The organism is Bradyrhizobium vignae, assembly GCF_004114425.1.
In the GTDB taxonomy this organism is placed as follows: domain Bacteria; phylum Pseudomonadota; class Alphaproteobacteria; order Rhizobiales; family Xanthobacteraceae; genus Bradyrhizobium; species Bradyrhizobium vignae.
Genome location: NZ_RDQF01000012.1, coordinates 122,632 through 147,672 on the forward strand (window position 1 = coordinate 122,632; position 25,041 = coordinate 147,672).

At 63.9% G+C, this 25,041-nt stretch carries 25 protein-coding genes; 4 read left to right on the plus strand and 21 right to left on the minus strand.

Going from position 1 to position 25,041, the window contains the following annotated elements; genetic code table 11:
• Nucleotides 1–70: 70 nt before the first annotated feature.
• From EAV90_RS13195 to EAV90_RS13245, 11 genes are all read right to left on the minus strand, one after another.
• The gene (locus EAV90_RS13195) at nt 71–1,075 is read right to left on the minus strand and encodes a quinone oxidoreductase family protein (protein WP_129143571.1); all 1,005 of its coding nucleotides are present in this window, start codon (nt 1,073–1,075) and stop codon (nt 71–73) included.
• Nucleotides 1,076–1,134: 59 nt separating this feature from the next.
• Nucleotides 1,135–2,466, minus strand: coding sequence for a phenylacetate--CoA ligase PaaK (gene paaK / locus EAV90_RS13200; protein ID WP_129143572.1), 1,332 nt, complete (start codon nt 2,464–2,466; stop codon nt 1,135–1,137).
• Nucleotides 2,467–2,495: 29 nt separating this feature from the next.
• Nucleotides 2,496–2,945, minus strand: coding sequence for a hydroxyphenylacetyl-CoA thioesterase PaaI (gene paaI / locus EAV90_RS13205; RefSeq protein WP_122404299.1), 450 nt, complete (start codon nt 2,943–2,945; stop codon nt 2,496–2,498).
• A gap of 102 nt (nt 2,946–3,047) precedes the next feature.
• Nucleotides 3,048–4,130 carry a 1,2-phenylacetyl-CoA epoxidase subunit PaaE gene (gene paaE, locus EAV90_RS13210; protein ID WP_129143573.1) on the minus strand — a complete coding sequence of 361 codons (1,083 nt, stop codon included), beginning with the start codon at nt 4,128–4,130 and terminating at the stop codon, nt 3,048–3,050.
• Nucleotides 4,131–4,267: 137 nt separating this feature from the next.
• A complete protein-coding gene (paaD, locus tag EAV90_RS13215) occupies nt 4,268–4,765 on the minus strand; it encodes a 1,2-phenylacetyl-CoA epoxidase subunit PaaD (protein ID WP_129143574.1) in 498 nt (165 codons plus the stop codon).
• Nucleotides 4,759–5,535 (minus strand): 1,2-phenylacetyl-CoA epoxidase subunit PaaC, encoded by a 777-nt coding sequence (gene paaC, locus EAV90_RS13220; RefSeq protein WP_164936896.1) that lies wholly within the window; start codon nt 5,533–5,535, stop codon nt 4,759–4,761. Before paaC ends, paaD begins: the two co-directional genes overlap by 7 nt.
• A complete protein-coding gene (gene paaB, locus EAV90_RS13225) occupies nt 5,535–5,822 on the minus strand; it encodes a 1,2-phenylacetyl-CoA epoxidase subunit PaaB (RefSeq protein ID WP_008136594.1) in 288 nt (95 codons plus the stop codon). Before paaB ends, paaC begins: the two co-directional genes overlap by 1 nt.
• A 10-nt stretch (nt 5,823–5,832) precedes the next feature.
• Nucleotides 5,833–6,825 (minus strand): 1,2-phenylacetyl-CoA epoxidase subunit PaaA, encoded by a 993-nt coding sequence (paaA, locus tag EAV90_RS13230; RefSeq protein ID WP_164936897.1) that lies wholly within the window; start codon nt 6,823–6,825, stop codon nt 5,833–5,835.
• A 75-nt stretch (nt 6,826–6,900) separates the two neighbouring features.
• The gene (gene paaX, locus EAV90_RS13235) at nt 6,901–7,767 is read right to left on the minus strand and encodes a phenylacetic acid degradation operon negative regulatory protein PaaX (RefSeq protein ID WP_122404304.1); all 867 of its coding nucleotides are present in this window, start codon (nt 7,765–7,767) and stop codon (nt 6,901–6,903) included.
• A gap of 103 nt (nt 7,768–7,870) precedes the next feature.
• Complete coding sequence (locus EAV90_RS13240; protein ID WP_129143577.1) at nt 7,871–8,641, minus strand: esterase/lipase family protein; 771 nt, start codon at nt 8,639–8,641, stop codon at nt 7,871–7,873.
• 196 nt (nt 8,642–8,837) lie between these two features.
• On the minus strand, nt 8,838–10,124 hold the full coding sequence (locus EAV90_RS13245; RefSeq protein ID WP_129143578.1) for a DUF445 domain-containing protein: 1,287 nt from the start codon (nt 10,122–10,124) through the stop codon (nt 8,838–8,840).
• Here EAV90_RS13245 and EAV90_RS13250 point away from each other — a divergent pair.
• Entirely contained in the window at nt 10,113–10,382 is a 270-nt protein-coding gene (locus tag EAV90_RS13250; protein ID WP_129143579.1) for a hypothetical protein, read from the plus strand. The two genes, EAV90_RS13245 and EAV90_RS13250, sit on opposite strands and share 12 nt — an antisense overlap.
• Here the strand turns inward: EAV90_RS13250 and EAV90_RS13255 are convergent.
• From EAV90_RS13255 to EAV90_RS13270, 4 genes are all read right to left on the minus strand, one after another.
• Nucleotides 10,364–10,819, minus strand: a complete 456-nt coding sequence (locus tag EAV90_RS13255) for a phasin (RefSeq protein ID WP_129143580.1) — start codon at nt 10,817–10,819, stop codon at nt 10,364–10,366. The genes EAV90_RS13250 and EAV90_RS13255 overlap by 19 nt on opposite strands.
• A 219-nt stretch (nt 10,820–11,038) precedes the next feature.
• Nucleotides 11,039–11,632, minus strand: coding sequence for a GNAT family N-acetyltransferase (locus EAV90_RS13260; RefSeq protein WP_164936898.1), 594 nt, complete (start codon nt 11,630–11,632; stop codon nt 11,039–11,041).
• A complete protein-coding gene (locus tag EAV90_RS13265; RefSeq protein WP_129143582.1) occupies nt 11,629–12,711 on the minus strand; it encodes an alpha/beta fold hydrolase in 1,083 nt (360 codons plus the stop codon). Before EAV90_RS13265 ends, EAV90_RS13260 begins: the two co-directional genes overlap by 4 nt.
• Complete coding sequence (locus EAV90_RS13270) at nt 12,708–13,088, minus strand: hypothetical protein (protein ID WP_122404310.1); 381 nt, start codon at nt 13,086–13,088, stop codon at nt 12,708–12,710. The genes EAV90_RS13265 and EAV90_RS13270 overlap by 4 nt, the downstream gene beginning before the upstream one ends.
• Before the next feature lie 162 nt (nt 13,089–13,250).
• Between EAV90_RS13270 and EAV90_RS13275 the strand changes: the two genes are divergently transcribed.
• Nucleotides 13,251–14,165, plus strand: coding sequence for an alpha/beta fold hydrolase (locus EAV90_RS13275; RefSeq protein ID WP_129143583.1), 915 nt, complete (start codon nt 13,251–13,253; stop codon nt 14,163–14,165).
• Here the strand turns inward: EAV90_RS13275 and EAV90_RS13280 are convergent.
• The 6 genes from EAV90_RS13280 to EAV90_RS13305 all read right to left on the minus strand — a co-directional run bounded on the left by EAV90_RS13280 (nt 14,162) and on the right by EAV90_RS13305 (nt 21,956).
• Entirely contained in the window at nt 14,162–14,836 is a 675-nt protein-coding gene (locus tag EAV90_RS13280; RefSeq protein ID WP_129143584.1) for a polyamine aminopropyltransferase, read from the minus strand. The genes EAV90_RS13275 and EAV90_RS13280 overlap by 4 nt on opposite strands.
• A 72-nt stretch (nt 14,837–14,908) precedes the next feature.
• Nucleotides 14,909–18,145: a bifunctional cytochrome P450/NADPH--P450 reductase gene (locus EAV90_RS13285; protein ID WP_129143585.1), complete on the minus strand. Its 3,237-nt coding sequence runs from the start codon at nt 18,143–18,145 to the stop codon at nt 14,909–14,911.
• A gap of 150 nt (nt 18,146–18,295) precedes the next feature.
• Nucleotides 18,296–19,291 (minus strand): alpha/beta fold hydrolase, encoded by a 996-nt coding sequence (locus EAV90_RS13290; RefSeq protein ID WP_164936899.1) that lies wholly within the window; start codon nt 19,289–19,291, stop codon nt 18,296–18,298.
• A gap of 10 nt (nt 19,292–19,301) precedes the next feature.
• Nucleotides 19,302–20,852, minus strand: a complete 1,551-nt coding sequence (locus tag EAV90_RS13295) for a wax ester/triacylglycerol synthase family O-acyltransferase (RefSeq protein WP_129143587.1) — start codon at nt 20,850–20,852, stop codon at nt 19,302–19,304.
• 46 nt (nt 20,853–20,898) lie between these two features.
• The gene (locus EAV90_RS13300; protein WP_122404315.1) at nt 20,899–21,699 is read right to left on the minus strand and encodes an esterase/lipase family protein; all 801 of its coding nucleotides are present in this window, start codon (nt 21,697–21,699) and stop codon (nt 20,899–20,901) included.
• On the minus strand, nt 21,699–21,956 hold the full coding sequence (locus EAV90_RS13305) for a DUF6489 family protein (RefSeq protein ID WP_122404316.1): 258 nt from the start codon (nt 21,954–21,956) through the stop codon (nt 21,699–21,701). The genes EAV90_RS13300 and EAV90_RS13305 overlap by 1 nt, the downstream gene beginning before the upstream one ends.
• Before the next feature lie 393 nt (nt 21,957–22,349).
• On the opposite strand from EAV90_RS13305, the gene EAV90_RS13310 reads away from it, so the two are divergent.
• A complete protein-coding gene (locus EAV90_RS13310) occupies nt 22,350–23,948 on the plus strand; it encodes an ABC transporter substrate-binding protein (protein ID WP_122404317.1) in 1,599 nt (532 codons plus the stop codon).
• 111 nt (nt 23,949–24,059) lie between these two features.
• Nucleotides 24,060–25,040, plus strand: a complete 981-nt coding sequence (locus EAV90_RS13315) for an ABC transporter permease (RefSeq protein ID WP_122404318.1) — start codon at nt 24,060–24,062, stop codon at nt 25,038–25,040.
• Nucleotide 25,041: the final 1 nt, after the last annotated feature.

Genomic DNA, 25,041 nt, shown 5'->3' on the forward strand with positions numbered 1-25,041 from the left:
GCGAAGCAATCCAGCCTGTCTCCGCGGGTGCATTTCTGGATTGCTTCGGTACGCTCGCAATGACGGTGTGTTATGGCTTCAGGATCACGCGATCTCGCGACGAGCCGGCGACCGCAACATACGCTTCTTTCGCGCGCTCCAGTGGATAGACCGCATTCGTCTTGATCGGGAACGGTTTCAGATGGCCGCTCGCAAAGCCGGGCCCGAGGTCGCGCAGCACCGCGCCTGTGGCGGCGGAGGACAGGCCGAGCGTGTCGATGCCGACATAAGTGTGCTGTCCCCGGTAGAATTCGAGGATGTTGAACTGCACGATGCGGTCGATCGCGGCGATCAGGATCTGGCGGCCGCGCAAGGCGAGTGACTTGTGCGCCGCTTGGAAATAGGGATCGCCGACCGTATTGAAGACGATGTCGGCGCCCTTGCCGCCGGTCAATTCGCGCACGCGCGCGGCGACGTCGGAGGCGGAGGCGTCAATCACCTCGATGGGCGCACGGGCGTGACCTTCATAGGGTTCCGCCTTGCGCACCACTCCGATGACGCGCGCGCCCTGCCAGGTCGCGATCTGCACCGCGGCCTGGCCGACCTTGCCGTTGACGCCGAACACCAGCACGGTCTCGCCGCTCTTCGGCACACCTGCGCGGCGAAAACCTTCCATCGCGGTGACGAAGGGCACGCCGACGCCGGCGGCCTCTTCCCACGACACCGCCCTGGGTTTCTCCACGACCGCATCGGCGTCGACCACGAGATGGCTGGCGTGGGTGCCGTCGCGGCGGATGCCGAGATCGCCGGAAGAGCCGAACACCTCGCGGCCGATCGTCCCGGCGGGCCCGTCGATCACCACGCCGGCATAGTCACGGCCGGGGGTCCGGGGGAACACGGCATAGGGCATCAGCCCGGTCGCAGCCTTGACGTCGGACGGATTGACCGCAGCGGCCTTCACCTCGACCAGAAGATCGTTCGGCCCGCGCGCAAGCGTCTGACGCTCGACCACAGGGGCAAGCACAGCGGCGCTTTCAGCTTTGGCGTTGAGGCGCACGCAGCGCGCTTCGACCGTCCTGGCATCGGCTGGTGACATGAAAAGACCCGCGATTTCTCGCGGGCCTTGTCGCCTCTGGCGCCGGTCAAGTCAATCCGTCAGTCCTTGGGCCGCTTGTCGTAGAGCCGTTTGGCCTTGCCCAGCGAGCGCTCCAGCGTGGCCGGCGCGACCACCTGGACCTTCGAACTGATGCCGATGGTGTTCTTGATATGGGTCGAGATCCGATCCGCTTGATCGACGAGACCCCTTCCGTCCCAGCTTTCGGGCCGCGCCTCGGCGATGATGGTGAGCTCGTCCATGCGGCCTTCGCGGGTGAGCTCGAGGATGAAGTGGCCGCAGCACCAGTCGGTCGCGAGCAGCACTTCCTCGATCTGGGTCGGGAACAGGTTGACGCCGCGCAGGATGATCATGTCGTCCGAGCGGCCCGTCACCTTCTCCATCCGCCGCATGCCCGGCCGCGCCGTCCCCGGTAGCAGCCGCGTCAGGTCGCGCGTGCGATAGCGGATCACAGGAAAGGCTTCCTTGGTGAGCGAGGTGAACACGAGCTCGCCCTTCTCGCCGTCCGGCAGCACCGCACCGGTCTGGGGATCGATCACTTCGGGATAGAAATGATCCTCCCAGATGTGCAGGCCGTCCTTGGTCTCGATGCACTCCTGTGCGACGCCGGGGCCGATCACCTCTGAGAGGCCGTAGATGTCGGTCGCATCCATGTCGAAGGCATCCTCGATCTCGGCGCGCATCGCGTTGGTCCAGGGCTCGGCGCCAAAGATGCCGATCTTGAGCGAGCACTGGCGGGGATCGAGCTTCTGGCGTTTGAACTCGTCGAGAATCGCCAGCATGTAGCTCGGCGTCACCGTGATGATATCGGGCCTGAAATCGTTGATGAGCTGCACCTGCCGCTCGGTCATGCCGCCGGAGATCGGCACCACCGTGCAGCCGAGCCTTTCCGCGCCGTAGTGCACCCCTAACCCGCCGGTGAAGAGGCCGTAGCCATAGGCGTTGTGGATGATCATGCCGGTGCGGCCGCCCGCCGCACGGATCGAGCGCGCCATCACCTCGGACCAGGTGTCGATGTCGCGTTGGGTATAGCCGACCACGATCGGCTTGCCCGTGGTGCCGGAGGAGGCATGCACACGCACCAGCTTTTCGCGCGGTACGGCGAACATGTTGAAGGGATAGTTGTCGCGCAGGTCCGTCTTCACCGTGAACGGAAATTTTGCGAGATCGGACAGCTCGTGAAAATCGGACGGATGCACGCCGGCCTTGTCGAAGGCTTTGCGATAATGCGCGACATTGTCGTAGGCATGCTTCAGCGACCAGGCCAGTCGCTGCGTCTGCAACGCCATGATCTCGTCGCGCGAGGCACGCTCCTGCGCGTCCATCTCGGCACTATAAGTGCTGGCACCTTCCTTGAGTTTCGTCAGAGCCATCCTCGTTTCCCCACATTGGTTTGTTCATTTTATTTGTCTTGCTGCGGCAGCCACGTGCCGGGAATGACACGCGAATGCCCGCGGAATTCCGCGATAACGGTGTCGCCCACGGTGACACGCACGTCGTAGATGCCGGAGCGGCCGCCGCGGGTGATCTCCCGCGCCTTAGCGACGAGTCGGTCGCCAAGCCTGCCGGGCTTGATGAAGGTGATCTGGCCTTGCGCGGCCACCACGCGCTCATTGTGCGAGTTGCAGGCAAACGCAAAGGCGGAATCGGCCAGCGTGAAGATGAAGCCGCCATGGGCGATGCGCTGGCCGTTGACCATGTCCGGCCGCACCGTCATGGCGAGCGTCGCAAAGCCCGGGCCGATTTCGACGATCTCCATGCCGAGGCCCTTGGAGGCATCGTCCTCGGCCCACATCGCCTCGGCACAGGCGCGGGCAATATCCTCAGGCGACAGGGCGGCTTTGACGTTCACGCGCTTCTCCCGGGGCCAGACGTTTGCTCATGATGTTCTGCTGGTTGCCGCAAGCTGTCAAATAATGCGACGCATTTGCATTCATCGGGTCTGATCTGCCGATCAGACATGATCATAATCGACCACGACCCGCTCCGACGATGGCTTGGCTTGGCAAGTCAGGACGAAGCCGGCCTTGAGCTCCCACGGTTCCAGCGAATAGTTGATGTCCATCGGCGCCTCGCCCTCGACCAGCTTGGCGCGGCAGGTCGAGCACATGCCGCCCTTGCAGGCGAAGGGCAGATCGACACCGGCGCGCAGCGCGGCATCGAGGATCGCCTCATCCTCGGCGACCGGCACGTCGCGACGCTTGCCGTCGATGATCAGCGAGGCGATCGCCTTCGGCGGCGCGTCTGGCGCAAGCACCTTCTTCGGCCGCGGCTTGCCGCCGAATTCGGAGACGAAGCGCTCGACGTGGATGCGCTCGTCCGCGACGCCGAGATCGCGGCAGGTCGCCTCGATCTCCTCGCTCATGCCAAGGGGACCGCAGATGAAGACATGATCGACGCTTTCCGCCGACACCAGCGAGCGGAGCAGCACCCTCACCTTGTCGCCATCGAGCCGGCCATGCAGGATCGGAATGTCCTGCTCCTCGCCGGAGATGACGTGGAAGATCGAGAGACGATCGATGAACCGATCCTTCAGCTCCTCGAGCGCCTCGAGAAACATGATGTTGTCGGTGGTGCGGTTGCCGTAGAACAGGAAGAAGCGGCTGTCGGGCTCGCGTGCGAGCACGCCCTTCACGATCGACAGGATCGGCGTGATGCCGGAGCCGGCGGCGAAGCCGACATGGATGCGCGCGCGATCTGCAGGCGGGACCACACCAAAACGCCCGGTCGGCGTCATCACGTCGAGCTCATCGCCGCACTTCAATTCATCCGCGGCCCAGCTCGAAAACGCGCCGCCATCGATCTTCTTCACGGCGATGCGGATCTCCCCGTCGTCAGGGCCGGAGCAGATGGAATAGGAGCGGCGCACTTCTTCGCCGTCGAGCGTGGTGCGAAGCGTGAGGTACTGGCCGGGCATGAACGCGTAGTCGCCGGCGAGCTCGCCGGGAATGGCAAACGTCATCGAGATGGCGTCGGACGCCTCGCGGCGGAGATCGTTGACGGTCAGGCGGTGGAAGCGCGGTGCGGCTGATGGCATCAGAAATACCCTGGCTTGGTGTCACCGCCGCCATTGCGAGGAGCCCTTGCGACGAAGCAAATCCAGACTGCTTCCGCAGGGGTAGTCTGGATTGCTTCGCTGCGCTCGCAATGACGATGGGACTGGCATCGTGCGCCTCAATGACACTTGAAGTAATCGAACGGTTCGCGGCAGGACATGCAGCGCCACAGCGCCTTGCAGGAGGTCGAGCCGAACTCGGACAGCAGCTCGGTTTTATCGGAGCCGCATTGCGGACACGCGACCGCCTGCTCGCCGAATAGCGCACGGCGTGAGCTCGAGGCTTGTGGCGGCGCGATGCCGTAGGCGCGCAGCTTGCGGCGGCCTTCCTCGCTCATCCAGTCCGTGGTCCAGGCCGGGGACAACACGGTGCGCACCTTGGGCTGATGGAAGCCGGCGCGCTCCAGCGCAAGCTCGATTTCGAGCGCGATCATGTTCATCGCCGGGCAACCCGAATAGGTCGGCGTGATCGCGACCTCCACTTGGTCACCGTCGAGAACGACATCACGCAGCACGCCGAGATCGGCGATGGTCAACACCGGGATTTCGGGATCGACCACGCTCGCGACGGCGTCCCAGGCGCGCTGGCGCAGCTCGCTGTCGAGCACCGTCACCATGTCAGCCCCGGGAAGATGCGCTGCATTGATTGCAGCTCGGACAAGAGATGGCCCAGATGCTCACTGTGGCGGCCGGAGCGGCCACCTTGCTGCATCCAGTCGTTCTGCGGCAGTGCAAGCGTGGCCTCATTGGCGACATCCGACAGCGTCTTCAACCAGCGACCGCGCAAGGTCGCGGGATCGACGGCGATGCCGGCGTCAATCAGGCTGCGCTCGCCGTCGTCAACGGCGAACATCTCGCCGGTGAAGGCCCAGAGGTGTTCGATCGCTCCTTGCGCGCGGGCGTGGCTCTCGGCCGTGCCGTCGCCGAGCCGGATGATCCATTCCGAGGCATGGCGCAAATGATAGGCGCTCTCCTTTTCCGATTTGGCGGCAATCGCCGCCAGCGTTGCATCGCGCGAATTCATCATCGCGCGCCAGTAGAGATCGGTGAAGGCGGAATAGAAGAATTGGCGCACAAGGGTTTGGGCAAAGTCTCCATTGGGCTGCTCGACCAGCAGCAGGTTCCGATACTGCCGTACGTCGCGCAAATAGGCGAGCTTGTCCTCGTCATTGTCCTTGCCCTCGACCTTCGCGGCATAGCCGTAGAGCTCCCGCGCCTGGCCGATGAGGTCGAGCGCAATGTTGGACAGCGCCATGTCCTCTTCCAGCATCGGCGCGTGTCCGCACCATTCCGACAGCCTGTGGCCAAGGATCAGCGCATCGTCGGCGCGGCGCAGTGCGTAGAGCACAAGTGGCGTTTCGGAGACCTGGATGTTGGCGACTGCCATCACATGTGCCCCACTTCTTCCGGCACCTCATAGAACGTCGGATGTCGGTAGATCTTGGACTCCGCCGGCTCAAACATCATGCCCTTCTCGGCCGGATCGCTCGCGGTGATCGCGGTCGAGGGCACGACCCAGATCGACAGGCCCTCGCCGCGCCGGGTGTAGATGTCGCGAGCGGCTTGCAGCGCCATGGTGGCATCGCTCGCATGGAGCGAGCCGACATGCTTGTGCGCGAGCCCGTTGCGGCTGCGAATGAAGACTTCCCACAGCGGCGTGTTCGGCGTGGCCATATTGATCTCCCTACTCCGCGGCTTGCGCAGTCTGACGCTGCGCGCGCTTGGCGGCATAGCTGGCTGCCGCCTCGCGCACCCAGGCACCCTCCTCATGCGCCTTGCGGCGTGCGGCCATGCGGTCGCGGTTGCAAGGGCCGTTGCCCGCAAGCACCTGCTTGAATTCGGTCCAGTCGATCTCGCTGTAGCGCCAGTGCCCGTCGGCATCCTGCGTCATGCCGGCGTCGGGAATGGTGAGGCCGAGATACTGCGCCTGCGGCACGGTCGCATCGACGAATTTCTGGCGCAGCTCGTCGTTGGAGAAGCGTTTGATCTTCCATTTCGTCGAGGCGTCGCTGTGCTGGCTCGTGGCATCGGGCGGACCGAACATCATCAGCACCGGCCACCACCAGCGATTCAGCGCATCCTGCGCCATCGCCCTCTGCTCGTCGGAGCCGCGGCAGAGCGTCAGCATGATCTCGTAGCCCTGGCGCTGGTGGAACGACTCCTCCTTGCAGACGCGTATCATCGCGCGCGCATAGGGGCCGTAGGAACAGCGGCACAGCGGAATCTGGTTCATGATCGCGGCGCCGTCGACCAGCCAGCCGATCGTGCCGATGTCCGCCCAGGTCAGCGTCGGATAGTTGAAGATCGAGGAATATTTGGCTTTTCCCGCGAGCATCGCGTCGACCAGCTCTTCACGCGAGGAGCCGAGCGTTTCGGCGGCGGCGTAGAGATAGAGCCCGTGCCCACACTCGTCCTGCACCTTGGCGAGCAGCGCGGCCTTGCGGCGCAAGGTCGGCGCGCGCGTGATCCAATTGCCTTCGGGCAGCATGCCGACGATTTCGGAATGGGCATGCTGGGAGATCTGGCGCGTCAGCGTCTTGCGATAGGCCGCCGGCATCCAGTCGTTCGGCTCGATGCGCTCCTCGGCATCGATGCGTGCCTGGAACTGCGCAGCCCTGGCGGCGTCCTCAAGACCGCGATCGTCGGTCTCGGCCGTGTTCAGCGCCTGAGTATACATGCGCATCCTCCCGTTTGTTGGGGAAGAATATATAACAGAAGCTAGTTCATGCAAGATATTTTTGTAACATAAAGATCAGGTGCCGAACCTCCGTTCCAGCGCCTTTCTCGCGGGTGGTAATGCCCCCCTCTCGTTGGTTCCATGGCCGTCGAGCCATTGTTCCGATGGAACGAGGAGCGCGCGATAAATCTCGCCGCAGAGTTTGCGAGCCGCCCGGCCGGGCCAATCCGGCGGTAGCAGGCTTTCGGGCAATAGCGGGTCGCGCAGCACGACGCGGCGGTAGTAGTGGATCAGCAGGATCCGTGCGGTGAAAGCGTCGGCCTCGGACAGAACCGTACCGCGCGCGATCTGGGCGCGCAGCGGCTCGAACGTCTTCATGAATTTCAGGTAGGCATCCGCGGTACGATCGAGCGGCCAGCTCGCGCTCAGCAGGCGACGTCCGCTGTCGTCCTCCGCCGAGACTTCGAGACGGATGGCGCCCCCAGCCTCATCCGGCACCGGCACGCCCGACGGTGCGACCCATACACCCGGCAGCGGACTGCCGAAGCCGGCATTGCGTAGTGCCTCGCGCGAGGCGTCGCGGTCCTCGCCATTGCCGATCAGCAGCAGCTCGAAGCGTCCGGTCCAGTCGGACGGCGGCGGATCGTAGATGTGGCGCGTGGCCGCTTCAAACGTCTGCCGGCCCTTGTCGGCCAAGCGATAAAAACTGTTGCGGCCGACCTTCTCGCGCGTCAGCCAGCCGTCGGCCGCGAGGCGCGACACCGCCGTGCGGACGACGCCGCTATCGATGTCCAGGCCTTCGAAGAATTCGAGCAGCGTACCGAGCCATACGGAGCCGCCGCGTGGCACGATGGCATCGCCGAACACGGTGATGACGATGGAGCCGGTGCGCGACGGCTCGCGCTTGAGCTGGTCGATGATGCGGGAGAGCGGATGCGCCATGCGCGAGGCATAGCGCGTTTGGTGCGGGTGCGACAATGCCGCGCGAGGCGCGCCGGTTCTCCGTCTCCCCGTGCGCGGCCGTGCGCGGGGAGAGGCGAAGAAGCTACCTGTGCGGATCGGGATAGGCGAGGCTGCGCCAGCCGCTGCGGTCGAAGGGGCGCCACTGGCCTTCCTTCTGTGCGAGGCGATCGGCGACCGCATAAACCACGGCCGGATGATGGCCCATGCCGCAATGGCTGCTCTCGACCTCGATGCTCTCTGTCTGCGCACCAGTCTTTTCCATGCAGCCCTGCCAGGCGCAGACGCCGTCGGTGCGGCTGAAGATGGCGGTGGTCGGCACCGGCGGCGGAACGGCGAGCTCGCCTCCGAACTGCGGATCGACCTCGTCGGCCTTGCGGCCGCTCGCCCATTCATAGACGCGCCAAGCGTTGGTCGAGCGCGGATCGCCCGCGAAGGGGCTGCCGAGCGTGATCACCTGGCGCACGCGCTCCGGCATCATCTTGGCGAGCTGGCGCGCATAGAGGCCGCCGAGGCTCCAGCCCACCAGGCTGATCTTGCGGCCGTGCTGGTCGCTCAGCTCCTGGACCAGATCCACCATCGCGTGCTGAACGCCCGGACGCAGGCCGTAATTGCGGCCCTGACGCCAGCCGCTCACCGCATAGCCCTTGCTCGCCAGAAACGCGCGCAGCGCGCGCGTCGACGCATCGGAAGCCACGAGGCCAGGCAGCACCAGCACCGGATGTCCGTCGCCGCGCGGCGCGAGGCTCAGGAGCGGCAGCGCGCCGAGGAATGCGCCGAACTCGTGGATCGCCCGCCCCTCCAGAAACATCAGGGTGCGGGATGGCGGGCGCAGCGTCTGGGCAGTTGCGGTCATCAATGTTTCCCCTGGGAGACTCGAGAGCCGCCGGCCGCGATGCCGGCAAATGGGCACGAATTCCAATACGCCGGCTTCTTGAACGTTCCGCAGCGCAACATGAATCAACTAGGCGGCCGGTTCCCGACATTCAAGCGGGAGAGATGCGAGGCGACAATAGGCCCGCACGTTAATGCTAACGGCCGTGACGCAAAATTCACAACAATCGAAGCAGAAATTCCAGGGAGTAAAGCGCAAGCCCGGCGAGCCCACCGATCAGCGAACCATTGAACCGGATGTATTGCAGGTCGCGGCCGATGTTGATTTCGACCAGCGAAATCAGCTGCGACATGTTCCACGCCTTGACCTGGTCGGAGATGAAGGTCGACACGCCGCTCTTCTGGTCGGCGACGAAGCTGCGCAGCACCGTCACCAGGCCCTGGTTGATCTCGCCGCGCAGCTCGGCATCGCCGGCGAGCGCCTCGCCCGCGGCGACGAACATGCCGGCGAGATGATGCTGCAACACCTGCGTCTCACCGCTCGCACTGCGCTCGATGAAGGCGCGCGTGTTGGCCCAGACGGTGCGGGCGAGATCGGCAAGCTCGGGACGCGCGAGCAGATCGCGCTTCAGCCCGGCGATACGGTCGATATAGGCCTGGTCGGTGCCGAGGCGGTCGACGAAGCTCAGCACCATGCGGTCGAACTCGCCGCGGAACGGATGCTTGGGATCGCTGCGCACCTCATTGAAGAAGGCGGTGGCGGAAGCCACGATCTTGTTCACCAGAAACTTGTCGGCGCGATAGAGCCGCAGCAGGGTCGGCAGCTCCGCCCGGACCTTCTCGCGGATCATCGCCATCATCTCTTTCTGATTCAGCGTCTCGTGCATCACGCGCAAGAGATCGTCGAACAGGATCTGGTGCCGGCCCTCCGCGACGAAGCCGCGCAAAGTGCCGGCCGCAAGTGGCGCAAGGTCGATCGCCTGGAGCTGCGAGGACAGGCGGCGGATGATGAACGTCATCAGCCCCGAGGTCTCGGTCGCGGAGACGGCCTCAGGCAGGAGGCGCAGCGCGAAGCGCGCGAGGTCGTCACTGCGCTTGCGGTCACGCAGCCAGTCGGCAACGAAGGAGCCGAAATCGATCTCCCTCAGCTTGGCCTCGACGGGACCGGCCTCCAGGAAATGCACCTGGATGAATTCGCCGAGCTTGTCGGCAATGCGGGCCTGATTGCTCTGAATGATGGCGGTGTGCGGGATCGGCAGGCCGAGCGGCCGCTTGAACAGGGCGACCACGGCGTACCAGTCTGCGAGTCCGCCGATGGTGGCGGCCTCCGCGAAGGCCGCGATGAACCCGAACACGGGATGCACCGGCAGCAGCCATTTCGCGACGATGAAGAGCAGAAGCGTCGAGGCGAGCACCAGCGTCGCCAGCGCTTTCACGCGGCGCAGCTCGGCCGCGCGTTCGGCATCGCCGGGGGTGTCGAAGGAGAAGGCGGATTGAATCTTCATGACGCAAACTTAGCGTCCCGATCTCCGCGTGTCCCGGACGAGGTGCAGCGCGAAGCGATGCGCCGCAAGCCGGGACCCAGCAAGACGATGGACCCCGATCAGCAGTGCACCACGCCGGTCTGGACGATGCTTCGCATCGCCAGGGCGCGCTGCACAGCGTCCGGGAAACGCAAACCAAAACAAAAACAAAGGCCCGCCGAAGCGGGCCTCAAATTTCAGTTTGTACTCACAGTGCCGGATCAGGCGGTCTTGCTGTAGACCTTGACAAAGTTGTCCTGAGCGGACTTCGCACCGTTGGCGGCGAGCTTGCCGAGATAGTCGGCGGTCGCCTTGGCGCGCGAGACGAACACTTCACCGCGGGCGCGGAGCAGGCTCGACTGGATCTCGACGGCCTCGCTGATCGACTTGGCGGACGCGAGCTTGTCGATGCCCGAGAAGAACGCCTCGGCATCCTCATAGATCGCCTGCTGGATGTTACGGCTGATCTTGCCGGCTTCAGTGACGGTCTCGGTCACGGCATTCTCGACGGCGGCGGTCACGCGCTCGGAGCCAGCGAACACTTCGGCGGCACGGTCCTTGGCGGTGTTGGCAGTCTTCTTGACGAATTCGCGGGCGGCCTCGGGAACTTCCAGGTTCTGGATGTTCTTGAAAGCGTCCTTGAAGCCCTCGAAAGCGGTATTGGTTTCAGTGGTCATGGGGTTCTCTCCATCCTCATTGGTCTGAGCTATGGGCTCACCCCGTCCGCATTGGCCCGGGGCACGGCTTATATGGCAGAGTTAATTGTGCGATGCAATATTCATGTTGCAGCGCGATATCACGAAATCGTGAACAGCCTTAACTTGAGGCATCATGATGCCTCCCTCACCAGCTGGGTTCCCAAGGATTTCCCCGAGGCCTCGTGCTGGACGGCCCTCTCAGTGCTGGACAGCGCCTGGCAGCCCGTAGGCCTCCATCTGGGCCTGGACCTGCGCGACGTTGTGGCCGAGCACGACGATGTCGTGGGTCTTGCCGTCGACATCCCGGACATGATCCCGCAGCAGTGCCTCCGCCTTGAACCCGAGGCTCTCGAACAGGGCAATCGCCGCCTGCTGGTCGACCGTCATCTGAACCGAGAGCTTTTCCAGGCCCGCCCCGAGCGCGAGGGCAAAGGTCTCCTGCGACAGCGCCTTGCCAACACCCTTGCCGCGGACCTCGGGCGAAATCACCATGCGGATCTCACCGACATGGGGTGACCAGGAGTGCGGGTCGCGCACCAGCGTGCCGCAGCCGACAACCCTACCCTCTCTCACCGCGAGCAGGCTCTGGATCGCACCGCGCTCGATCTCCTTGACCCAAGCGGCCAATACCTTGGGCTCGCTGATGTTGCGCGGCAGGAACAGCAGGTCGTGGGTGGGCAGGCCCCTGCCGAAGGCCAGTACCGCGGCTTCGTCCGCGGACGACATCAGACGGATCTCGATATCGCCGGCGTCGGTCTTGACGTGACGCGGATAGGAACGCTGCTCACTCATGTCGATCTCTTCCCAAGCCAGGAATCCAATTTCGGCCACAGCCGCTTCACCGCGTTGGCGCCGGCGACGAGCGAGACGTGACCGCCCTTCAGGATCACCTCTTCCTTGTCCGCCGAGCCGACCTTGGCGATCAGATGCTTGGCGGCGTCATAGGGCACGATGTGATCGTGCTCGGCGACCGCATGCAGGATCGGCACCGTGATATTGTCGAGCTTCGCGGCACGACCGCCCACCGACATGGTGTCGTTGAACAGCTTGTTGTCCCACATCAAGTCCTTGGTGATGGCGCGGAAGTACTCGCCGGCGAGCGGCAGCGTATCGGTCGCCCAGCGGTCGAACATGCGGTAAGACTTCACGAACTCGTCGTCCCAGATGTTCTCCCAGAGCTGGATCTGGCTCACCGTGCGCGAGGCCGGCCGCAGCATCTCGAACGAGGACAGGATCATCTCCGGCGGCACGTTGCCGACGCTGTCGACGAGATGGTCGACGTCGAAATAGCGGCGGTCGGAGAAATTCGAGAACAGCTTCATCTCGCGGAAGTCGATCGGCGTGGTGAAGCAGATCAGGTTCTTCATCGGCCCGTCCTGATGGATCGAGCCGTAGAGCAAGGACAGCACACCGCCGAAGCAATAGCCGATGACGGAAACGTCCTGCTCGCCGGAATCGGCTTGCACGCGGCGGATGCAGTCCGGGATCAAATCGAGGACATAGTCCTCCATGCGCAGGCTCTTCTCCTCCGGCCGCGGCGCGCTCCAGTCCAGCATGTAGACGTCGTAGCCACGCCTGAGCAGGAACTCGATGAAGCTCTGACCGGGCACGAGATCGAGGATGTAGCCGCGGTTGGTCGTCGCCATCACGATCAGCACCGGCACGCGGTAGATCTCGTCCGACATCGGACGGTAGTGATAAAGGCTCATCGTGCCGCGCGAATGCAGCACGTCCTTGGGCGTCGAGCCGAGCGACGGGCCCGAGGTCGAGAAATATTCGACGCCCTTGATGCTCCGCATGATAGCGCGCTGCACTTCGGATTGGATCCGCTCCGGTATCGCAGCGAAATCAAGTCCCGCCGGCGCGTTCATTTTTGGTCTCCGCCTTCGGGCGGCGGACGTTTCGTACGCGGCGGTCGCGGAGCGGCGCCGACCTGCTGCGCACCCGAGTTGGCCGACATCTGGCTCAACATCGACTTGATCTCGCCGAGTTGGCCTTCGATCGACTGGAGCCGCTCCGCGATACCGGTCATCTGCTCGCGGCTCGGCAGGTTCATGGAGAGCAGGTATTTCTCCATGAGATCGCCGAATTGCTTCTGAGCACCTGCAGCAACTCCGCCGGCGCGGTTCATGGCTTGCGAGAATTCGGGCGTCTCCATCGCCTTGGTCGCGAAGGAGTTGAAACCCTTCTCCATCTCGCCAACCATCTTCTGCCACAAGGCGACCGGATCGGTGATCTTGTCGGTCATCAGCGTCCTCCCAATGTGGAGGGCTTTGCGCCCCTCTTTTCCCGCCATACCACACCGTTGCGAGGTGCCGGTCAACCGGCAAGCAGTGGGCGCAGCGTCGCGCACCCGGCTTCTTCGCGGAACGAAACCGTGCGATACAGCATCGATCAGCAGGAGGGATCCGTGACCGCCCATCATCCGCCCCAGACCGTCCGCGCCAACGGCATCGACATCTGCTATGAGATCTTCGGCCACGACAATGCCGAGCCGCTGCTGCTGATCATGGGCCTTGGGGCGCAGATGATCCATTGGGACGATGCGTTCTGCGAGCAGCTCGCCGCGCGCGGCTTCCGCGTGATCCGCTTCGACAATCGCGACATCGGCAAGTCGAGCCATCTCACCGGCGGCAAGCGCCTGACGCCGTTCGAGCTGCTGAAGTTGCGCTTCTTGCGGATTCCCGTGGCCGCCACCTACAAGCTGATCGATATGGCCAAGGACACGGTCGGCCTGATGGATGCGCTCGGCATCAAGTCGGCGCATCTGGTCGGGGCATCCATGGGCGGCATGATCGCGCAAGAGGTGGCGCTGTCGTTTCCGCACCGCGTGCGCTCACTGACCTCGATCATGTCGACCACGGGCAATCCGCGCATACCGCCGCCGACACGCGAGGCCGCGGCCATGCTGATGGCACCGCCGCCGCGCAGCAAGGAAGAGTTCATCGTCCGCTTCGGTCAGACCTGGAAGCTGCTGCGCGCCGGGTCTTTCCCGGAAGAGGAAGCGCTCGATCCTGGCCGCGCCGAGCGCGTGTTCGCGCGCGGGCTCAATCCGGCCGGCGTCGGCCGCCAGCTTCGCGCCGTGCTTGCCTCCGGCAGCCGCAAGGAGCGGCTGCACGCCGTGAAGACCCCGACGCTCGTCATTCACGGCACCGTCGATCCGCTGGTCCATCCCGAAGGCGGCAAGGACACGGCGGCTTCAATCCCGAACGCGAAGCTGTTGATGATCGAGGGTATGGGCCATGCTTTGCCGATGCGCTTCTGGCCGGAGATCATCGACGCCATCGACAAGCACGCGCATGGCGCAGCGGCGCAGGCGGCTTAGATCTTCCGTGCGATCCAGATCATATGGCGTGCGCCACCGCCTCTGCCGGTGGCACGGACATTGACCTCGCTGACGTCGAAATCGGCGCTGCGAAGGCGCTTGGTGAACGCCGGATTGGGTCCCGACGACCAGACGGCGAGCACACCACCTCGCCGCAGCGCTGCCCTGGCCGCCGCCAATCCGCTCACATCATAGAGCGCGTCATTGCCCTTCCGGGTCAGCCCCTCGGGTCCGTTGTCGACGTCGAGGAGAATGGCGTCGAAGGCCGACCGCTGCGCCCGAATGATCTCGCCCACGTCGATTTCCCGGACAGTCACCCGGAGGTCATCGAGGCTGTCGCCGAAGACCTCCGCCATCGGACCTCGCGCCCAGGCGACCACCGCCGGCACGAGTTCGGAGACGATGATCGTCGCCTTGGGTCCGAGCACGGCGAGCGCCGCGCGCAGCGTAAAGCCCATGCCGAGGCCGCCGATCAGGATGACGGGCTTTGCGACCTTCTCGATCTGCTTCGCCGCGAGCGTTGCCAGCGCCGCTTCCGAGCCCGAAAGACGGCTGTTCATCAGCTCGTTGCTGCCGAGCTTGATGGAGAACTCTTTGCCCCGCCGCATCAGGCGGAGCTCCTCGTCGGAGCCGGGGATTCTGGCGGTGTCGAGTTTTTCCCAGGGAATCATGCGCGAGCTTTAGCACGATTTGCGCCCCGGATTTCGCTGCGCTCCGTCCGGGCTACAAGAACGCGCCTCGGGCTACCCGCCCGCCCACACGTCGAGCACATAGCGGTCCTTCGTGCCCATCTCCTCGATCCACCGGGCACCGGCGGCGGCATCGCTGCCGCTCTTCTCGCGGTGGATCGCGACCAGCGCCGCCTTCACGTCGGGCTCCATCTTGCCGCCATCGCCGCAGACATAGATGATCGCGCCCTGCTCGATCAGCGGCCAGACCTTGTCCTTCTGCGCGGCGAGCATGTGTTGCACATAAGTCTTCGGTCCGTCCGCGCGCGAGAACGCCGTGAACAGCTCGGTGATACCGCTCGCCGCCAATGCCTTCAGCTCCTCGGCGTAGAGAAAATCCTGGTCGGGGTGGCGGCAGCCGAAGAACAGCATGGCCGGGCCGAGCGTGGCGCCCCTGGCCTTCCGCGCCGCGCGCTCCTGCAGGAAGCCACGGAACGGTGCGAGTCCGGTGCCGGGGCCGATCATGATGATCGGCACGGATGGATCATCGGGCAGCCGGAAGCCTGCCTTGGTCTCGCGCACGGTGGCGTAGATCGTATCGCCGGCGCGGCGGTTGGCCAGATAGTTCGAGCAGATGCCCTTGTAGACACCGCGCCCGGAGGCGGCCGGTCCCTCGACCACGCCGACCGTGATGCTGCATCGCGCCGGGTCGACCGAGGGGGACGACGAGATCGAGTAATAGCGCGGCGCCAGCAGCGAGAGCATTTCCAGATAGGCGTGAAACGGCAATTCGCAGGCGGGATATTCGAGGAGCAGGTCGAATACCGATTTGCGCCTGGACAGGATCTCGGTGCGATAGCGCTCGAGCGGCTCGGATTCCTCGCCGACGAAGCCCAGCAGCTTCGGCTTGGTGACCGGGCAGCGGGTGTGCTCGGCCATGATCTGGATCTGCTTGCGGGTCGCCACCTGCTGAAGCTCCACGAATTCGCTGAGCAGGCGGCCGACCGACACGGCCTCGCCGACCGGCAACTGCGCGCGCCGGCCTTCGGCGACCCGAAGCCTGATCTGGTCGGCCGGCAGGAAGCCGAAGCGGCGGGCAACGGAATCCACCAGCGTCGGATCGTTGCGCGGGACCACGCTCAAATGATCTCCGACGCGATAGCTGATGTTGGACGGCAGCTGCACCTCGATGTGGCGCGTCGAGCGCTCCGACGGATTGGGCCCGCTCTTGTTCTGCAGCTCGTCATTGGCCAGCACCTTCATCGCCACCGCGCCGCCCTGGGCGACGATGGTGTTGACGGCGGCCACCGCCACGGGCTCGATCGCATAAAGCGGATCGTCCTCCGCCGTGCGGGTGAAATTCCAGTCGATGCCGAATTCCTTGGTCGCGACTTGCGCGGCCGCGGGGAACCATTTCTGGAACTGGCCGTCGAGATCGCTGCGCGCATCGCCTTCGCCGCGCGGATAGACCGCGCGTGCACCATGCGCCGACAATTGCTCGTCGATATAGCGCGGCACCGACTGATAGGTCGCTGCCCAGTCGCTGTTACCGCAACCGAACACGGCGTAGCGCACGCCGGCGAACGCATCCTTCGGCAGGTCGTCACCGAGCCATTTGACGAACTGCGTCGCATTGTCGGGCGGCGCGCCATTATAGGAGGCGCAAATGATGAGCACACCGCCCTCCTGCGGCAACTTACCGACGTAATCGTCGAGCGCGCCGAGATGCACGGCAAAACCGTTGATCTCGGCAAGATCGGCCATGCGCGTCGCAAGCTCCTCGGCGGTACCGAGATTGGAGCCGTAGAGCACCAGCATCGGCGTGTTGTGGCCGGGCCGCGTGGTGGGCTTGCGCTGCGTCTTGGGCGCTGAGGATGAAGCCGCAATGGGCCCGCCAAAGGCGCCGCGCTCGCGATCCGCGCGCGGACGCACCTTGATCTTGAAGCCCTCCGGCTTCATGGTCAGGGTTTCCTTCAGATGCATCTGGTAGCGCTGGTGGTCGATCAGCTTGAAGCGCTGCAGGATCATGCCGAGCGCCAGCGCCGCCTCGTGCATGGCGAACCCACGGCCAATGCAGGCGCGCTGCCCGTTGCCGAACGGCTTCCAGGCATTGATCGGCCGCTTCGCTTCGGCCTCGCGGCTGAAGTTCTCGGGATCGAAGGCATCCGGGGTCGGCCCCCAAACCGAGGGATCACGGTGCAGCGCCGTCACTAGGATGGTGACGAACGTGCCCTTCCGGAGCTTGTACTTGCCGCCGCCAATGGTCTCGTCCGCAAGCGGCGAGATGCCATAGGCAGGCGCCGGCGGCCACAGCCGCAACGCCTCCTTGAGAATCTGGGTGATGTAGGTGAGCTGCGTCACCTGCTGGTAGGTGGGCTTCGCGTTGACATCGGGGCCGAAGACGCGGTCGACTTCGTCATAGGCCTTCTTGAGAATGTCCGGATGCTTGAGCAGTGCATAGAGCGTGTAGGACAACAGGCCGCTGGTCGTCTCGTGACCCGCGATCAAAAACGTGTTGATCTGGTAGCGAATGTTGACGTCGTCGAGCTGTTCGCCGGTGGAGCGGTCGACGCCGGTCATCATTGCGGCGAGCATGTCCTTCTTGTCGTCGGCGCCTTCCGCGTTCTTGCGGCGCTCGGCGATGATCTCGTCGACCATCTTGTTCATGAAGGCGACGTCCTCGGCCAGCGTCTTGCGCCGCTTCTGCATCCAGAACTGCTCGAACGGCAGGCCGCGCGTCATCATGATGGTTTCGAGCGACCGCACCAGCGACTCGACGAAAGGATGGTAGTCGCGCCGGTAGAACGAATTGAAGCGGTAGTCGAAGCCGCACAGCCCGATCGTATCCAGCGTCAGCGCCGTCATGTCATGAACGACGTCGATCTCGTCGTCGGCATTGAGCCGCTCCCATTTCTGGACGAGCTGCTCGGCGATGTCGACCATGCTTGCGTGATAGGACTGCATGGCGCGGTTGCCGAACGGCTGGAGCAGGATGTTGTGCGCCTTGCTCCAGTTCGGCTCACGCGTGTCGGCCGTGAACAAGCCGTCACCGCCAACCGCACGCACGCGCCGCAGCGCGCCGCGTACCGTCTTGTCGAAGCGCTTCTCGTCCGACAGTTCGTCGACGAGATCGTGGCCGGAGACGATGACGATCGGCGAACCCATCATGTCGAGCCAGAAGATCGGTCCGAGCTCCTTGGCGAGCCGCGTCAGGTGCTGCACCGGAGCCGTCGAGTCCAGCGACAGCATGTTGCCGACCACCGGCTTGGTCGGCGGCTGCGGAATCGGGTCCAGACGGTTCTTGGATGACATGAAAAGCGCTTCCCCCTCAATAACCCTCGTCATTGCGAGGAGCTCTTGCGACGAAGCAATCCAGAGTGTCTCCGCCGACACCTTCCTGGATTGCTTCGCTTCCGCCTTCGCTCTTCGAGCTACGGCGGACGAGTCGCTCGCAATGACGAGCTAACCAAACCGCCTTCTACGCCATTCGATCAGCTTGGCGCTGACCTCTTCCGGCTTCTCCTGCTGCGTCCAATGGCCGCTGTCTTTCACCAGATGTTTCTCGAGGTCGGGAATCAGCTTCTCCATGCCATCAGCGGAGGACGGCGGCAACACCGCGTCATTCTCGGCCATGATCATCAGCGACGGTACGCGGACCGTATGATCGAGCCCTTCGGCACGCCTCCAGTTGCGCGACATGTTGCGGTACCAGTTGATGCCTCCGGTGAAGCCGGTTCTGGTGAAAGTATCGACGAAGACTTTCTTCTCTTCCGGCGACAGAATCGGCGCACGCGGATCATGCTTCGCGTCATAACCGGCAATCATCTGGGGAAATGCCAGATTGAGCCGCGGCGAAGCGCCGACACCCGCAACCACCTCCTCCGGCGGAGCGTCGGCCGGCCGCGGCACCGGCTTACGCATGAATGCATCGAAGGTCTGTTCGACGCGGCTGCCGAAGATCCTGTCCGGCTCCCGCGCGGGATCCTGGAATTGCACGATGTACATCTTGTCGCCGAAGCGCGCACGCAGCAGCTCGATCGGATCGGCCCAGGCACGATTGGTGTGGGGCGTGTTGATGCCGACCACGCCGGCGACCCGGTCGATGTGCCGCAACGGCATTTGCCAGACGACGAAGCCGCCCCAATCGTGACCGACGAAGATCGCCTTGTCGATTTTCAGATGATCCAGCAGGCCGACCAGGTCACCCGTCAGATGTTCGATGTCGTAGGCCTCGACCGGCTCGGGCCGGTCTGACGCGCCATAGCCGCGCTGGTCGGGCGCGATCACGCGGATGCCGGCTTCGCTCAGCGCCTTGATCTGGTGGCGCCAGGAGAAGGCAAGCTCGGGCCAGCCATGGCACAGCACCATCGGCGGCTTGTCGCTCTGCGGGCCGGCCTCGTAATAGCCCATACGGATTCCGTTCGTCTGCACGAACTTCAGCGGCGGCATCTCGATCATGGCGAATTTCCTATTCCGCGGCGCCTTTGACGTCAGTTGCCGGTGGCGCAAAGGCGGCCTCCAGTGCGGCGAACTCCTCCGGCAACATGTCGCACATCACCTGCACATGCGGGATGATGTTGGCACCGACGATGAAGCCGAAATCAAGCTGGTCGCGATAGCTCTGCACCGTGATGTTGAGCGCCTGCCCATGCGTCGCGATCGACACCGGGAAGATGTGCAGTAGCTCGGCACCCGCGGCATAGAGCGTCTGCCGCGGCCCGGGCACGTTGGACACGGTGATGTTGGCGGCCGGCGGCAGCACGTCGGAGAGATTCGAGCGGCTGTAGAGCAGCGCCAGGATCTGCACCATGATCGGCGCGCCCAGCATCGAGATGTTGGAGACCTGCGGCATCAAGGCGCGCAACGGATGCGACATCTCCTTGGACTTGGTCGATTGCGCGATGATCGCCTCCAGCCGCGCCTTGGGATCGGCGATGTTGGTCGCGATCGAACAGATCATGCCGAACACCTGGTTGTTGGCCTCGGTGTTGCCTTCCTCGCGCAGCGAGATCGGCACGGCGGCGGTCAGGGATTTCGCCGGAAGCGTGCCATATTGCAGGAGGTAGCGGCGGACCACGCCGGAGGCGAGCGCCAGCACCACATCGTTGAGCTTGCCGCCGGCCTGCTTGGCCAGCGCCTTCGCCCGCGACAGCGAGATCGACACGCCGGCAAAGCTGCGCTCGGACGAGATGGTCCTGTTGAGCATGGTCGGCGGTGACACCATGCTGGCGAGACTCTCGCGCGACTTCGGATCGGCGATCTTGCCGAGCACGTCTGACACGCTCTTGAGCACGGTCGGGATGTTGCCGGCGAAACGCACGGCGCTCTCGATCTGGTACATCGCATTATCGAACAGGATCGAGCCGATGTCGCTCTTGCCCGTGCGGGGCAGTTGCAGGTTCTTCGCCGCTTGCGAAGCCTCGAGCGGCTGGCTGAACAGCTGCTGATAGGAATCGAGCAGGTTGGCGGCGATGTCGCGCGGCTCCTGCCCGGGCTTGGCTCCGCCCGTCGGCGGCTCCACCTTTCGTGGGATCGGCGAGATGTCGTAGATCATGTTGGTCAGCGCTGCGCCGGCACCGCCATCGATCGCGGCGTGGTGCATCTTGGAATAGAGGCCGACCTCGTTGTCCTTCATGCCCTCGAACACGTAGAACTCCCAGAGCGGACGAGCGCGGTTGAGGAGCTTGGCATGCATCCAACCGACGATGCGCTCGAGCGTGGCGCGGTCGCGCGGCTGCGGCAGGCTGGCACGGAAGATGTGACGGTCGATGTCGAACTGATCGTCCTCCACCCAGGAGGGATGGTCGATGTCGAGCGGCGCCTTCTCCAGCCGCGCCTTGAGGATCGGCGCGATGTGCAGGCGAGAGACGATCATCGCCTTGAAGTCTTCGAAGAAGTCGCCCTTGTAGTCGTCGGGCAGGCGAAAGATCGCCATGCTCCCGACATGCATCGGCATCTCAGGCGTTTCCAGATAGAGAAACGATGCGTCCAGCGACGACAACTTCTTACCGTCAGCCATAATTCCCTCCCACAAGATGTGACGGGCGCCTTGGCGGCGCTTCTCGTCAGGCCGATACTGCCCGGTCCGGAGGGGCATATGCAATGGCAAACGGCCCTGCCCGGTCAAATGGCCAGAACTCTCCCTCCGGTTGCGCCAGGCGGTCCGCCACGGCCCACAGCACCGCGGGGTTCACGCCGAGCCCGACATGGCTCGCCAGATGCACCTCGATGTTCTCGGCTCGCTCGGATGGGCCGAGCAGACAGGTCCGCCAGTTCACGACGCCGTCGGCCCGCGAAAAGATGGATGTCGCCGGCACCGGCAGATCGCCGGCAATCGCCTCACGCGCTTCCGCAAAATCCTCCACCCTCTCGCCGGACAGCGCCTCGTAGAGCCGCGTGGCGTTGGTCGCCCGCACATCGTTGGCAAAGGGGCTGCCGAGCGTGATGACGTAGCGGACCTTATCGGGCGCCCAAAGCGCGAGATCGCGGGCATAGACGCCCCCGAGGCTCCATCCGATCAGGCTGACCTTGCGTCCCGAGGCGGCATGGATTTCGGTCAAGCGGGCGCGCAGCGAATCCCGCATCCGTCCGAGCCCGCCGAGATTGCGGCCCATCCGCCAGGCATGTGCCTCATAACCGAGCTCGCTGAGATAACGCCGCAGCGGCACCATCGAGAGATCGCTGGCGAGGAAGCCGGGCAGCGCCAGCACCGGATGGCCGTCGCCCCTCGGTGCGCGCATCAGGAGCGGCGAGAGCAGCAGGCTCGCGTTGAACTCGAACAGTCCACGGGCTTCGGCCAGCAGGAGGCCGAGAGCTGGCGGCCGAAGCCGGCCTGGATCCTGCTCCCCGTTCCGTCCGGCTCGCACTATTTCTTCTTGTCGCCGCTGCGCGTGCTACCGAGGCCGGCCATCGCAACGAACATGTCCTGAAACCGCTCTGCGATTTTGGGATCGAAGGTGAACCAGCTCTGGATCAGCGATTCCGGCGAGACCTTGTCGATATTGCTCAAGACCTGCTGCTGCAGCTTGTCCATGACGGCAATCTGCATCGGCGAGACATCCGGCAATCCGAAGAACTGGCGGGCCTCGAGGGGAGTGCAGTCTATTTCGATGTTAACTTTCATGTCCCCTCCTGATGAGATTCGAGCGGCCTGCCCAAGTATCACCGCGACGCGGCGTGCAACGCAAGCGACCTGAGGGGAAGCCGCGGGGGGCCGCTTCGGCAATCGACCGATATGGTCAATCAAATCGCCCGGTCGAGGCCGCAGGCGGACGGCCGAAACGCAGAGGGCCGGCAGGGCCAGTCTCCCTTCTTCCCGAGACTTCACAGGTCAAAGATGTCGTTGGCGGCGGCGGCCTCCCTGGATTGCCGGGCAGCATTGCTGCACAGCGGTGCAAGTTGGCGCGTTCCTTGCTGGAATGGCGCTTGCACGGGTCGAGAACTCTGGGCAACATGGATCGATCGGCCCCGCCGAACAATCAAAAATCACGGTGCGGGCAAGTGGAGAGGGTCAAGAATGTCAGTCGGACGAAGTCTTTTTGCGGCGACGCTCGCCGGTGTGCTTGCGTTGGCAGTTTCGCCAGCGTCGAGCCAGACGCTGCGCTACGCCAATCAGGGTGAGCTCAAGTCGCTCGATCCCTACACGCTGAACGAATCCACCACCAGTGCCCATCTCGGCCATGTCTATGAGGGCCTGGTTGCCCGCGGCAAGGACCTGAAGATCATCCCAGCGCTCGCCGAAAGCTGGGAGACGCCAGAGCCGACGCGCTGGCGCTTTCACCTGCGCAAAGGTGTGAAGTTCCACAACGGCGACCCCTTCACCGCTGACGACGTGGTGTTCTCGGCCGAGCGCGTCCGGGCAAAGGGCTCGAATTTCCAGAGCCGCATTCCCGCCGATGCCAAGGTCGTCAAGATCGACGATTACACCGTCGATTTCATCTTGACCTCGCCCAATCCCATCCTGACGGCGCTGTGGGCGACCTGGTACATCATGGACAAGAAATGGGCAGAGGCGAACGATGCGGTGGCACCGACGCCCGCCGCCGCAACGACCCCGAGCTACGCCTCGCTTCATGAAAACGGCACCGGCCCCTTCATCATCGAGAGCCATCAGCCGGGCGTGAAGACCGTCTTCAAGGTCAACCCGAACTGGTGGCGCAAGCCGGAGCATAATCTGAAGGAGATCATCTTCACGCCGATTGCAAACCCGGCCACGCGTGTCGCAGCCCTACTGTCGGGTGAGGTCGACGTGATCGAGCCGGTTCCAGTCCAAGACATCGAGCGCGTTAAAGCGAGCCCCAACGCCACTGCGCTGACGGGACCTGAGCTCCGCACCATCTTCGTTGGCATGGATCAGGCGCGCGACGAGCTCCTGTACTCCAACGTCAAGGGCAAGAACCCGTTCAAGGACGTTCGCGTCCGCGAAGCCGTCTACCGGGCAATCGACGTCGACCTGATCAAGAATCGCGTCATGCGCGGGCTCTCCACGCCGTCCGCATTGATGGTCGCACCAGAGATCTTTCCCTCGAAGGATTTCGCCCGGCCGAAGTTCGATCCCGACGCCGCCAAGAAGCTTCTGGCAGACGCCGGTTATGCGGACGGTTTCGAAGTGACGATGGACTGCCCGAACGATCGCTACGTCAATGACGCCGCGATCTGTCAGGCCATCGTCGGAATGCTCGCCCGCATCAACATCAAGGTGGACCTGCTGGCGCAACCCAAGGCCCAGTATTTCGCCAAGGTGCTGAAGCCCGGCGGCTACAAGACCTCGCTGTTCATGCTGGGTTGGACTCCGGATACGCTCGATTCCCAGAACGTGCTGCACGACATCATGGGCTGCCGGGACGATCCGAAGGATCCGAACCGCGGCGAAGCCAATCTCGCCGGCTATTGCAACAAGCAGTTCGACGAGCTCGCCGACAAGGTCCTCGTTGAATCCGACTCGTCCAAGCGCGATCTCCTGATCAAGCAGGCCTTCGAACTCTCGATGAAGGATTGGGCCTATATCCCGCTGCACCAGCAGGCGCTCGCCTGGGGGGTGTCGAAGAAAGTGAAGCTGACCCAGCGTGCGGACAACATGGTCATGCTCTACTGGGCGACCAAGCAGGAAGAGTAGGTGTCGACAAGTTGTGAAGTCCCGGAAGCCATTACGGGATTTGGCTTCCGGGACTTGCCGTTTCGGGCTAACGCGATGATGCGTGCTGCTGAAGACATGTGAAAGGAACAGATGCTCGCTTTCACACTGCGCCGGGCCATTCAGGCCATAGGCGTCATGATCGCCGTCGGGATCATCGCGTTCTCGATGTTCCGCTTTGCCGGCGATCCCGTGAACCAGATGGTCGGAATGGATACGTCGGGCGCCGAACGCGCCGCGATCCGCAAGTCTCTCGGACTCGACGATCCCGTGATCGTGCAGTTCGGCCGCTATGTCGGCAACGCCGCACAGTTCAAGTTCGGCGTATCCTACCAATTCCGTCTGCCGGTCACCAATCTGTTGATGGAGCGGATGCCTGCAACGCTGGAACTCGCGATCTGCGCTACCATTTTCGCGATGATCAGCGGCATCATGATGGGAGTTTATTCGGCACTGCGCCGCGACAGTTGGCTCGCGCACGTATTCCAGGCCGTCTCACTGATCGGCATCTCGTTGCCGACCTTCCTGATCGGCATTCTGATGATCTATCTCTTCTCGGTGACACTCGGCTGGCTGCCCTCGTTCGGTCGCGGCGATGTCGTGCATATCGGCTGGTGGACGACGGGCCTGCTGACACTCTCCGGGTTGAAAGCCCTGATCATGCCCTCGATCACGCTGGGACTATTCCAGATGACGCTGATCATGCGGCTGGTGCGCGCCGAGATGCTGGAAGTGATGCGGACCGACTACATCCGATTCGCCCGCGCCCGCGGGCTGACCACGCGCGCGATCCATTTCGGCCACGCGCTGCGCAACACGCTGGTTCCCGTGATCACCGTGGCCGGCCTGCAGTTTGGATCGGTCATTGCTTTCGCGATCATCACCGAGACCGTTTTCCAGTGGCCGGGCATGGGGCTCCTGTTCGTGCAGGCCGTTCAGAACGTCGATATCCCGATCATGGCGGCTTATCTGATGATGGTGTCCCTGATCTTCGTCACCATCAATCTCGTGGTTGATATTCTCTACACCATCGTCGATCCGCGGCTGCGCTCGACGGTTAGCCGGGCGCACTGAC

What these genes read in the sequence shown, in the direction of transcription:
- EAV90_RS13195 (WP_129143571.1), bottom strand. Translation starts at nt 1,075, where the DNA reads ATGTCACCAGCCGATGCCAGGACGGTCGAAGCGCGCTGCGTGCGCCTC.
- paaK (WP_129143572.1), bottom strand. Translation starts at nt 2,466, where the DNA reads ATGGCTCTGACGAAACTCAAGGAAGGTGCCAGCACTTATAGTGCCGAG.
- paaE (WP_129143573.1), bottom strand. Translation starts at nt 4,130, where the DNA reads ATGCCATCAGCCGCACCGCGCTTCCACCGCCTGACCGTCAACGATCTC.
- paaD (WP_129143574.1), bottom strand. Translation starts at nt 4,765, where the DNA reads ATGGTGACGGTGCTCGACAGCGAGCTGCGCCAGCGCGCCTGGGACGCC.
- paaC (WP_164936896.1), bottom strand. Translation starts at nt 5,535, where the DNA reads ATGGCAGTCGCCAACATCCAGGTCTCCGAAACGCCACTTGTGCTCTAC.
- paaB (WP_008136594.1), bottom strand. Translation starts at nt 5,822, where the DNA reads ATGGCCACGCCGAACACGCCGCTGTGGGAAGTCTTCATTCGCAGCCGC.
- paaA (WP_164936897.1), bottom strand. Translation starts at nt 6,825, where the DNA reads ATGTATACTCAGGCGCTGAACACGGCCGAGACCGACGATCGCGGTCTT.
- paaX (WP_122404304.1), bottom strand. Translation starts at nt 7,767, where the DNA reads ATGGCGCATCCGCTCTCCCGCATCATCGACCAGCTCAAGCGCGAGCCG.
- EAV90_RS13240 (WP_129143577.1), bottom strand. Translation starts at nt 8,641, where the DNA reads ATGACCGCAACTGCCCAGACGCTGCGCCCGCCATCCCGCACCCTGATG.
- EAV90_RS13245 (WP_129143578.1), bottom strand. Translation starts at nt 10,124, where the DNA reads ATGAAGATTCAATCCGCCTTCTCCTTCGACACCCCCGGCGATGCCGAA.
- EAV90_RS13255 (WP_129143580.1), bottom strand. Translation starts at nt 10,819, where the DNA reads ATGACCACTGAAACCAATACCGCTTTCGAGGGCTTCAAGGACGCTTTC.
- EAV90_RS13260 (WP_164936898.1), bottom strand. Translation starts at nt 11,632, where the DNA reads ATGAGTGAGCAGCGTTCCTATCCGCGTCACGTCAAGACCGACGCCGGC.
- EAV90_RS13265 (WP_129143582.1), bottom strand. Translation starts at nt 12,711, where the DNA reads ATGAACGCGCCGGCGGGACTTGATTTCGCTGCGATACCGGAGCGGATC.
- EAV90_RS13270 (WP_122404310.1), bottom strand. Translation starts at nt 13,088, where the DNA reads ATGACCGACAAGATCACCGATCCGGTCGCCTTGTGGCAGAAGATGGTT.
- EAV90_RS13280 (WP_129143584.1), bottom strand. Translation starts at nt 14,836, where the DNA reads ATGATTCCCTGGGAAAAACTCGACACCGCCAGAATCCCCGGCTCCGAC.
- EAV90_RS13285 (WP_129143585.1), bottom strand. Translation starts at nt 18,145, where the DNA reads ATGTCATCCAAGAACCGTCTGGACCCGATTCCGCAGCCGCCGACCAAG.
- EAV90_RS13290 (WP_164936899.1), bottom strand. Translation starts at nt 19,291, where the DNA reads ATGATCGAGATGCCGCCGCTGAAGTTCGTGCAGACGAACGGAATCCGT.
- EAV90_RS13295 (WP_129143587.1), bottom strand. Translation starts at nt 20,852, where the DNA reads ATGGCTGACGGTAAGAAGTTGTCGTCGCTGGACGCATCGTTTCTCTAT.
- EAV90_RS13305 (WP_122404316.1), bottom strand. Translation starts at nt 21,956, where the DNA reads ATGAAAGTTAACATCGAAATAGACTGCACTCCCCTCGAGGCCCGCCAG.
- EAV90_RS13310 (WP_122404317.1), top strand. Translation starts at nt 22,350, where the DNA reads ATGTCAGTCGGACGAAGTCTTTTTGCGGCGACGCTCGCCGGTGTGCTT.
- EAV90_RS13315 (WP_122404318.1), top strand. Translation starts at nt 24,060, where the DNA reads ATGCTCGCTTTCACACTGCGCCGGGCCATTCAGGCCATAGGCGTCATG.